The organism is Moorena sp., from assembly GCF_982860115.1.
Map to the genome: position 1 here is coordinate 1 of NZ_CEYLVT010000287.1, position 8,407 is coordinate 8,407.

An 8,407-nucleotide genomic window follows, 5' to 3' on the forward strand; every position below is an offset into this window, starting at 1 on the left:
AGGGTAAGGTTTCTAGTCAACGAATCGCACCTCCAAACTTGGGCAGGGAGTCTCCGTCAAGATAGCTAGCTTTACTGGTGTAAGCTTCTTCTGTTATTTCTAGTTGAATCCCATGTATTTCACACAATTGTTGCAATCTGTCTTTAAGTTTACCAAGAGGAATCTGAACAAACTTTTGATTGTTTATTCTACCCATGTTCGCACCGGTCTTAAAGCCTTCATTCCAGCCTAAAACAATTGTTCCTATAGCATATTTCAAACAGTGATCGATGATAAGTTTAGCTGCTTTATTTATTCCGTCTCTAATTCGGTGATTGCGTTTACGAGTAGCTTGAGCAAGCCACTTATCCCAATAATCCTGGGCTTTCCCTTCTTTTCTTGTTGATACCTGTTTATTCCAATATTGGTTAAAAGCCTTCATAGCTCGGGCATCAACTAAAAAAGAATTCGAGAGTGTATCAACGCAAGCTGCTAGGTTGTCGGCAGTTCCAAGATCTATTGATAAAGCTTCGTTATTATTTAACTTTTTATATCCATTCTGATCTGGAATTTCGTAAGAAACTTCTAAATAAAACGCTCCATTCTTTGGGAGTATTGTCCATTCTTTTATTTTCCTCCCTTCTAGATTGCTAGGAAAATGAAGTTCAAAATACTTAACTCCGAACCACCTTCTTACAGTTAACCCAAGAGAGAACCTGAGCCTACCGTTTACTAGCTTGGGTTTTTGACCTCCAGAGTTAGGATAACTTACCTTAAACATCTTCGTTCCTTTTAGGTAAGCAGGAGGTCTTGGCTTATTTGGTAATTGTCCTTTAAACCAAAGACTTCTTAATTTATTGTAAGACTTAAACGCCTCAGTAACACTCAATAATGTTTGTTGTGCGGGAGTCGAAGGAATTGATTTTGCTGTCAGGCTTTTTCCTATACTTCCCTCATAGATTAGGTCAAACTTGCCCGTCAGTATTTGCCCTGTCTTAAAGAAGATCTGTCGAGCATAATAGACTCCCATATTATAGAGCTTCCCTGACTGTCCACAAAGGTATTCAAGTATTGCTTTTGTCTCTTTGTCAGGATGCAGCATTATTTGCTGCACTCCTATATAATTCTTGGGTTTAGCCATTATCGACCTCTTTTTGCTTGTCCTTATCTCTATAATAATCTACACTGGAACAGTCAACCCGGTCAGAAGTTACCGCAAGAATAGTGGAGCTTTTATAGTTGGCAGTCTGTGAGTTAAGGGTTAAATTTTTTGTAGTAAAGCTCCACTATTATAAGATTTAATCTCCGGAAAGAATAAAATTGAGAAAAAATATGAGTGAGTATAGGCACTACAACCACGCGGTAGGTCTATGCACAGTCCATCTAGTATGGATTCCTAAAAGACGAAAAAAAGTACTTGTTGACAAAATCCGAGATAGGATCTACGAGATATTTGCAGAGATAGCTACAGAAAAAGGATGGAATATTAAGGCTCTTGAAGTACAGCCAGATCACATACATCTATTTGTTGAAATACACCCTACGGATGCCATTTATCAGGTAGTAAGAGCTTTTAAAGGAAGGAGTGCTAACTACCTAAGGAAAGAGTTCCCTGAACTTAAGAAGCTGCCTTCGCTTTGGACAAATAGTTACTTTTTCAAGGGCAGCAGGCAAAGTAAGCATTGAAACCATCCAGAGGTACATCAATGACCCTCATCATGGTTGACCAGTCAGGTGGCTTTAGCCACTGTGGAGCATTCCTCCCCGGTCTAAAGACACGGGGTTTCCTGCTACCTAGACTTTTATGAATAACACGGGCTGCGGTTTTCATCTCCGTTATTCCGTACAGTAGGAGTTCCTCTAATTTTAGCCTACTGCTAACTGCCTTATTTAAAATGCCCTTGTGAACCAATCCCCTGGGGTATTTGTTGACTATTCCTAGACAATCTAATGCGATCGCTATGCAGATAACATTAGTAATGCCTTGAATTTGAACAGTTACCGAAAGACGCGGCTCCCTTGCCCCTGGCCTCAGAGCCATAGGGATGTAACCATTCAGCTAATGCGCGTAGCGCATTAGCTTACCTAGGGAGTAGGGAGGACGATTTACCCTTATTTCTAAATAATTAATCTAAGTAGAATTGACGATTTCCTCTCATTACTAGATAATTAATCTGAGTAGAATTGACGATTTACCATTCACCATAATCCCAAGATAATTAATAGATGATTAATCTAAATTGCTCTGTTCAATATTACTGAATAATCAGAGCAGGATAATTATTTATTATGGCTGAAAACATGATGGCTGAAAACTCTTGGGGTGAAGAAACAGTTAATCTTAAAGGTGACGTCAGTGACGAACCTTCATCTGCTATGGATTCGGGGCTACTAGAGAGTGGGGTTAGTTCTACCAAGAAAAGCAATCCAATGTTCAAAACAGTAGGTGGGCATCTGACCTTACTCTATGAAGAACACAAAGGTTACTTGGAAAAAACTACCTTCTTGCCCTTCCAATCCAACAACCAATTGTTGCAAGTAAGCAACAGTTTTGTGGTGATTGATGCAGTAGCAGCTCAAGATACAACTACCCTATTAAAGGATCTAGAAGAGTTAGGATTACAGCAAGGCTCAATGTATGGTTCGGTAGTTTCCGGTGTACTACCGATTCAAGCCCTTGACGAGATGGCTAGTTTAGAGAGCTTAAAGTTTGTCAAACCAGCGTATCGTCCCATCACCAATGTCGGGCTAACCACCACTCAAGGGGATGGAGCCATGAATGCTGAAGCTGCTCGTACCCGATTTGGTGTGGATGGCAGTGGGGTTACTGTCGGAGTATTGTCTGACAGCTATAATGTTCTAGGGGGAGAATCTGACGATATCGCTAGTGGGGACCTTCCTGGTATTGGTAATCCTTTTGGTAATACGGCGACCGTCAATGTGCTGCTAGACGACCTCTCCCCCTCCAACACTGATGAAGGTCGTGGCATGCTGCAACTGATTCATGATGTCGCTCCCGGTGCTGATTTAGCCTTTCATACGGCATTTCTGGGTCAAGCGAGTTTCGCTAAGGGGATTGTTGACTTAGCAACTGTCGCTGGTGCTGATGTGATTGTGGATGACGTTATTTATTTGGCTGAGCCAATGTTCCAAGATGGGATTATTGCTCAAGCAGTAGATCAGGTAGTAGCTGAGGGTGTTTCTTATTTCTCTTCCGCTGGTAATAATAGCCGCGATTCCTACGAAAGCGATTTCCGGCTCGGTTTGGACGACACGGCCAATAGGGGCTATCGATTCCATGATTTTGACCCATCCGACGGTGTAGATATTTTCCAACAGTTCACTTTAGACGATGGGGAGAGTATTTTACTGTCCTTTCAGTGGGATGAGCCATTTGCCTCGGCAGGAGGAGTTGGTTCCAGTAATGACTTAGATATCTTCGTGTTTGAGAATGACGACTTGAATGCTAAAGTGCTGGAATCCGCTGTAGATTTTAATGTAGGCCGCGATCCGGTCGAGCTCTTGTTCTTCCAAAACACTACAGGAGCAACGGCTAATTTCCACTTAGCGATTGGCAAATTTGAACCGGAGGGTGGTCCAGACCCGACTCGGATCAAGTATGTTGAGTTTAGGCAGGCGGATAATATTGAGTATGCTACTAACAGCTCAACAGTATATGGTCATGCTAATGCTGCTGGTGCTGAAGCAGTGGGAGCCGCGTTTTATCAAAATACACCAGCGTTTGGTAGTGACCCAGCAGTGTTAGAAAGTTTCTCTTCTGCTGGAACTACACCGATCCTATTTGATCCGGCTGGCAATCGTCTGGCAACTCCTGAAATTCGACAGAAGCCTGAAATTGTTGCTCCTGATGGCACTAACACGACTTTCTTTCCTCCCTTTCCAGGACGGGATGTTGAAGGAGACGGCTTTCCGAACTTCTTTGGTACTTCTGCTGCAGCTCCCCATGCAGCAGCAGTGGCGGCTTTGATGCTTGACGCTGTTCCAGGAACAAGTCCTGACGTAATTTACGACACTCTAGAGCGTACAGCTCTCGATATGGATGACCCATTTACTCCTGGGTTTGATGAAGGATTTGATAATGGTACTGGCTTCGGATTAATTCAGGCAGACTTGGCGATTCAGGAGTTAGTGGATACAACAAGAAACGGCTCGATTTCTGGCATCAAGTGGAACGACTTGAATGGGAATGGTGTGCGGGAGCCTGATGAAGCTGGTTTGGAAGACTGGACGATTTACCTTGACCAGAACCAGAATGGTAAACTTGATACTGGTGAAACCTTCACAATAACCGATGCTGAAGGGAACTATAGCTTCACAGACCTCAAACCAGACACTTACACTGTTGCTGAAGTGCTCTTACCAGGCTGGAAGCAAACCTTTCCTGGTGGCTCTGGCAGTTACACCATTGAAATCGACCCTGGTGAGATTGTCAATAGTATTGACTTTGGTAATCAACGAGTTTCTCCAGCTATAGCAAATCCAATCTTTGGCACTCCTGAGGATGATCAGCTGACTATTTTTGAGAGTCCAGTGATTGTCTTGGCTGGTGCTGGTAATGATTTAGTGGATACCTCTGCAACCTCTGGTGGCAATCAACTGTATGGTGGCGAAGGGGACGATGAACTGTTTGCTAGTACTAACGATCGACTATTTGGTGAAGCTGGCTTCGATATTCTAAATGCTTCAGTGGGTAGGGGAAATAATCGACTTGATGGTGGTGACAACGGTGATATTCTGATTGCTGGCACCAACGACCTATTGTTTGGTCAAGAGGGTAACGATATCTTGTTTGCTGGCAATGGTGATAACTTGCTAACTGGCGGTGATGATGCGGATCAGTTTTGGATTGCGGCTGCAGCTTTTCCTAGCACTGCTAACACCATTACTGATTTTGAGTTGGATGTTGATGTACTGGTGATTAGCGGTCTAGGGGTCACCTTTGAAGATATTGCGATCGCTCAAAATCAGGATGATGTTTCAATTAGTACTTTAGGTCAAGACTTGGCTGTTCTGAGGGGAGTTCAGGGCAGTGCTCTTGACAGTGATAATTTTGTTTTCTTGTAAACAAAAGTGGTAAAGATGTAGTGATTGGTTAGACTGCATTGACTTTGTGGAGTTCTACCTTGCCTCCTTCAATGACTTGAATCATGAGTTGATAGCCTTCCATCAATGACATTCCAACAAGTGGTTCTGAATCAGCTTCATCGATGGGAATTGTTAGAGAGAATCCGTCCCATAGGATAACTGCTTCATACACATTAAAAATACATTCACTACCATCGCCAAGAATAGCGCGTCCTCGCCTTTTCCATCTCAGATTTAACTGAGTAATCAAATCTGGAGACAGTGAAAGCCAACCATTAAAGCCTGTATCTATGATTGCCGGTTGAGTGTAAATTTTACCATTCAAGCCATAAATTGAAATGGGAATAATGGGTTCAAAGTCTGCATTAACATTTCCTCTAATCATCCCGTGTTACGGTCGATGCCCGGTATTATCCGGGGCACCTCCGCTCCAGAACCGTGCATGAAAGTTTCCCCTCACACGGCTCCTAGGTAAACTCAGTCTTTTGACCGGCCTTTCGGCATGCTCCAGTGTATCTGTTGATGGCAGCTTTGGTGGACTGCTAAAAGGTTCTTTTTTGACCAATTGTCGTGGTTTCCATCGACATGATGGAGATGTACAGATTCGCCTTCTAGAAACCTCAATCCACAGTGTCCACAGGAATGGTTTTGCCTTTTTAATGCGTCTGAAGTAGCATCTGAATATAACCTAGAGTTTCGGTTACTCCAGTAGACTAGGTCACCGTCATAGGGTGACTTAGTCCCCTTTACGTTCACGTGTTGGTTTTGTTTGTATCCTACTTTTGGGAATGCCTTTTTGCATAGTTCAGTTGCTCTTTGCCGACTTACTTTCTTTTCCTTTCGGAATTTTCGGTGGGCAGTATTGGCCATGAACCATAAGCTGTCCCTTGAGCTGCTCATATCACAGCTACTGTGGTAGTTTCTCCATCCGCGAACGATGGGGGCTAGCTTCTTAGCTTTTACTTTGGCACCATAATTCGAGTGGTTAACCACGGCTTTAATCTTCTGACGGATTGCTCTGTGATTTTCCTCTGAGGGAATACACGAGAACTTTCCGTCTTTTCTGACGCGAAATTTCCACCCCAGGAAGTCAAATCCGTTTGTCGCTTTGGTTAGTTTGGTCTTCTCTTCACTTATTTCCATCCCTCTTTCAGCTAGGAATTCCTTAACCTTCTGGAGGATTTTCTCAGCATTGTCTTTAGGCTTTAGAATGAACACCATATCATCTGCATATCGCAGTGACGTGTGGATGTCTTCTATTCCGTTAAGTGCCACATTTGCTAGTAAGGGGCTTACCACTCCACCTTGTGGTGTTCCCTGGTCTGGGAATTCTGGAAATTTGGCGTGAACTCCTGCTTTTAGGCATCTGAACACTCCTTGCTTAATAGCTTTAGGGGCTATTAATCTCTCCATTATTGAACTGTGGTTGATGCGGTCAAAGCATTTTTTGATGTCTAATTCTATGATGCGTTTGGTGATGCCGTTGTGGTTTGATGCTAGGTGTATCTGTAACCGCTTTTGCACATCTTGAGCGCATCTGCCTGTTCTGAATCCGTAGCTATCACCACTAAATGTGGCTTCGTGTGCTGGCTCCAGGGCGTATTTAATTAGACACTGCCATGCTCTGTCTGCTATGGTTGGTATCTTTAGCATCCGGGTCTTCCCGTTCTTTTTACGGATTGGTACTTCACGTAGTCCACTATGTTGCCAGTCGTGACAATAATGGTTCAATGCTTCAACCAGTGCCATGCGTTCTCTGTAGTTGAGGCTTGACTTTCCATCAACTCCAGCCGTCTTTTTCCCTTTATTTAGTTGGGTCACTTGTCGGACTGCCAATAGTTGTGCTGAGCGGGATTTCATGATGAGTTTTTGTAGAGACCTAGCTTTCCTCAGGTCACCTTCTCGAACTGCTTTATATACTCGCTGTTGTAGGCGGAAAAGGTTTTGGCGGAGCTTCTTCCACTGTTGGCTTTTCCAAAGGTCACTATATCTATTTGACATGTGTCTACCCATGCTCTCCGTCAAGTTTGTATACTCTGAATACCCGCCACCAGTTATTTAGTGGCATCCTACCCGACAGTGGGGATTAAGTGTGGCATCACTTACTGAGGTTTCGACCGTTCCTTAGACCCATTATTGCTGTCGTTTTTACTTGTTCCATCCGTTAGATTGTTTTGGTGATTTAGGACAGTCCAATTCGCCTATTCCCTTCTCGGAGATTACAGCTATCAAAAGAAAAACGCTGTGAGAAATATAGGGAATCAAGTCTCGCATGTACTAGTCAGATTGCGGCTCCGTGGTTAGACGCTTTTTCAGGACTTTTGCTTCTGTTATCCATGTCACCTCCCCGATACCGCCAGTGTCCCACATCTGATTTAGGTCTGATTGCGGCCTGGTGCCAGCTTCGCTCTGAGTTATGCCTAGTTCTCGGCGTGGCCAAGGTAGGGAGTCACCTGTCTCCGCAGGGGGTCGGGTTTTCACCGCCATCCAAAACGGACAGTTATAACTTTTGGGGTTATCCCCCGTGAGTTACCTAAGTCATACCTCTCTAGTTTTTAGAGACTCCTACTTAGAACAAGCCGCACTCTTTTTCCACGTCCACCGAACCGACGAACATAGCGCGAACCAATCCGGACTATCCAGATTTGAGCATCTGGGTGACGGGCTTCGAGGCGATCGCAAGCGGCTATTTCCCTTGCGTCAATCTCAAAATCGCCTGTTTCAATATCAATGGCGACAATCTTGCCGTCATTCCCTGCTTCGACCTTTGGACGCACCTGAGTTTCGTAGATTTCATCACCACGTCGAGCAAATTCTTCTTTGCTGTATCGGGGTTGTTGGACTGTCATTGGAATGATCTTGTTTGAGCTTTACGCCTCTATTTTAACTTGGTCGTGGGGCGCACTCATCAAGCAGGATTCCCATAGGCTGTCAGCAGTAATCCCTTAACTTTGAACAGTTACCGAAAGACTGGGCTTCCTTGCTCCTGGCCTAAGCGCCATAGGGGTCAAGAAGGTAAGAGAATTTTATTCACGGGAAAATATTTTCCGGAATCCTTATTCATTGACTGAAGTTTATAGTAGGACGCGAGGCAAGATTCACGCTAACCATAAGTAGACAACGTAAAGTGGTTGGTGTAAACCTACTATTAGCTTGGTTCGTTGTTGATTCAATAATTCCCTATTTCCACTGATGTCGCTACTCAGTTTGGAAGGAATACTAGTGAAAATAATAGCAATTCTCTAAACTAAACATATTGAGGAATAGTGATATGGATGAAGTGGTTAGAAAGGTGGCTGCACTAGGCTTACCTGGTGTGATA

The 8,407-nt window shown here is 43.8% G+C and carries 5 protein-coding genes and 2 pseudogenes; 2 read left to right on the plus strand and 5 right to left on the minus strand.

Going from position 1 to position 8,407, the window contains the following annotated elements:
- Nucleotides 1–31: 31 nt before the first annotated feature.
- Nucleotides 32–1,120, minus strand: a pseudogene (locus AC4II3_RS29240) (RNA-guided endonuclease InsQ/TnpB family protein); the annotation flags it as partial.
- Between the two features lie 191 nt (nucleotides 1,121–1,311).
- Here AC4II3_RS29240 and tnpA point away from each other — a divergent pair.
- Nucleotides 1,312–1,705, plus strand: a pseudogene (tnpA, locus tag AC4II3_RS29245) (IS200/IS605 family transposase).
- 563 nt (nucleotides 1,706–2,268) lie between these two features.
- The gene (locus AC4II3_RS29250; protein WP_488010907.1) at nucleotides 2,269–5,064 is read left to right on the plus strand and encodes a S8 family serine peptidase; all 2,796 of its coding nucleotides are present in this window, start codon (nucleotides 2,269–2,271) and stop codon (nucleotides 5,062–5,064) included.
- A gap of 28 nt (nucleotides 5,065–5,092) precedes the next feature.
- Here the strand turns inward: AC4II3_RS29250 and AC4II3_RS29255 are convergent, their stop codons facing one another.
- The 4 genes from AC4II3_RS29255 to AC4II3_RS29270 all read right to left on the minus strand — a co-directional run bounded on the left by AC4II3_RS29255 (nucleotide 5,093) and on the right by AC4II3_RS29270 (nucleotide 7,934).
- On the minus strand, nucleotides 5,093–5,470 hold the full coding sequence (locus AC4II3_RS29255) for a clan AA aspartic protease (RefSeq protein ID WP_488010908.1): 378 nt from the start codon (nucleotides 5,468–5,470) through the stop codon (nucleotides 5,093–5,095).
- Between the two features lie 92 nt (nucleotides 5,471–5,562).
- Nucleotides 5,563–7,086 carry a group II intron reverse transcriptase/maturase gene (locus AC4II3_RS29260; RefSeq protein ID WP_293071282.1) on the minus strand — a complete coding sequence of 508 codons (1,524 nt, stop codon included), beginning with the start codon at nucleotides 7,084–7,086 and terminating at the stop codon, nucleotides 5,563–5,565.
- Nucleotides 7,087–7,362: 276 nt separating this feature from the next.
- A complete protein-coding gene (locus AC4II3_RS29265) occupies nucleotides 7,363–7,572 on the minus strand; it encodes a hypothetical protein (RefSeq protein ID WP_488010910.1) in 210 nt (69 codons plus the stop codon).
- Nucleotides 7,573–7,640: 68 nt separating this feature from the next.
- On the minus strand, nucleotides 7,641–7,934 hold the full coding sequence (locus AC4II3_RS29270) for a hypothetical protein (RefSeq protein ID WP_488010911.1): 294 nt from the start codon (nucleotides 7,932–7,934) through the stop codon (nucleotides 7,641–7,643).
- Nucleotides 7,935–8,407 lie beyond the last annotated feature (473 nt).

Excerpts from the sequence above, each read along its gene's own strand:
- AC4II3_RS29270 (WP_488010911.1), bottom strand. The coding sequence starts at position 7,934 with ATGACAGTCCAACAACCCCGATACAGCAAAGAAGAATTTGCTCGACGT.
- AC4II3_RS29260 (WP_293071282.1), bottom strand. The coding sequence starts at position 7,086 with ATGTCAAATAGATATAGTGACCTTTGGAAAAGCCAACAGTGGAAGAAG.
- AC4II3_RS29250 (WP_488010907.1), top strand. The coding sequence starts at position 2,269 with ATGGCTGAAAACATGATGGCTGAAAACTCTTGGGGTGAAGAAACAGTT.
- AC4II3_RS29265 (WP_488010910.1), bottom strand. The coding sequence starts at position 7,572 with ATGGCGGTGAAAACCCGACCCCCTGCGGAGACAGGTGACTCCCTACCT.
- AC4II3_RS29255 (WP_488010908.1), bottom strand. The coding sequence starts at position 5,470 with ATGATTAGAGGAAATGTTAATGCAGACTTTGAACCCATTATTCCCATT.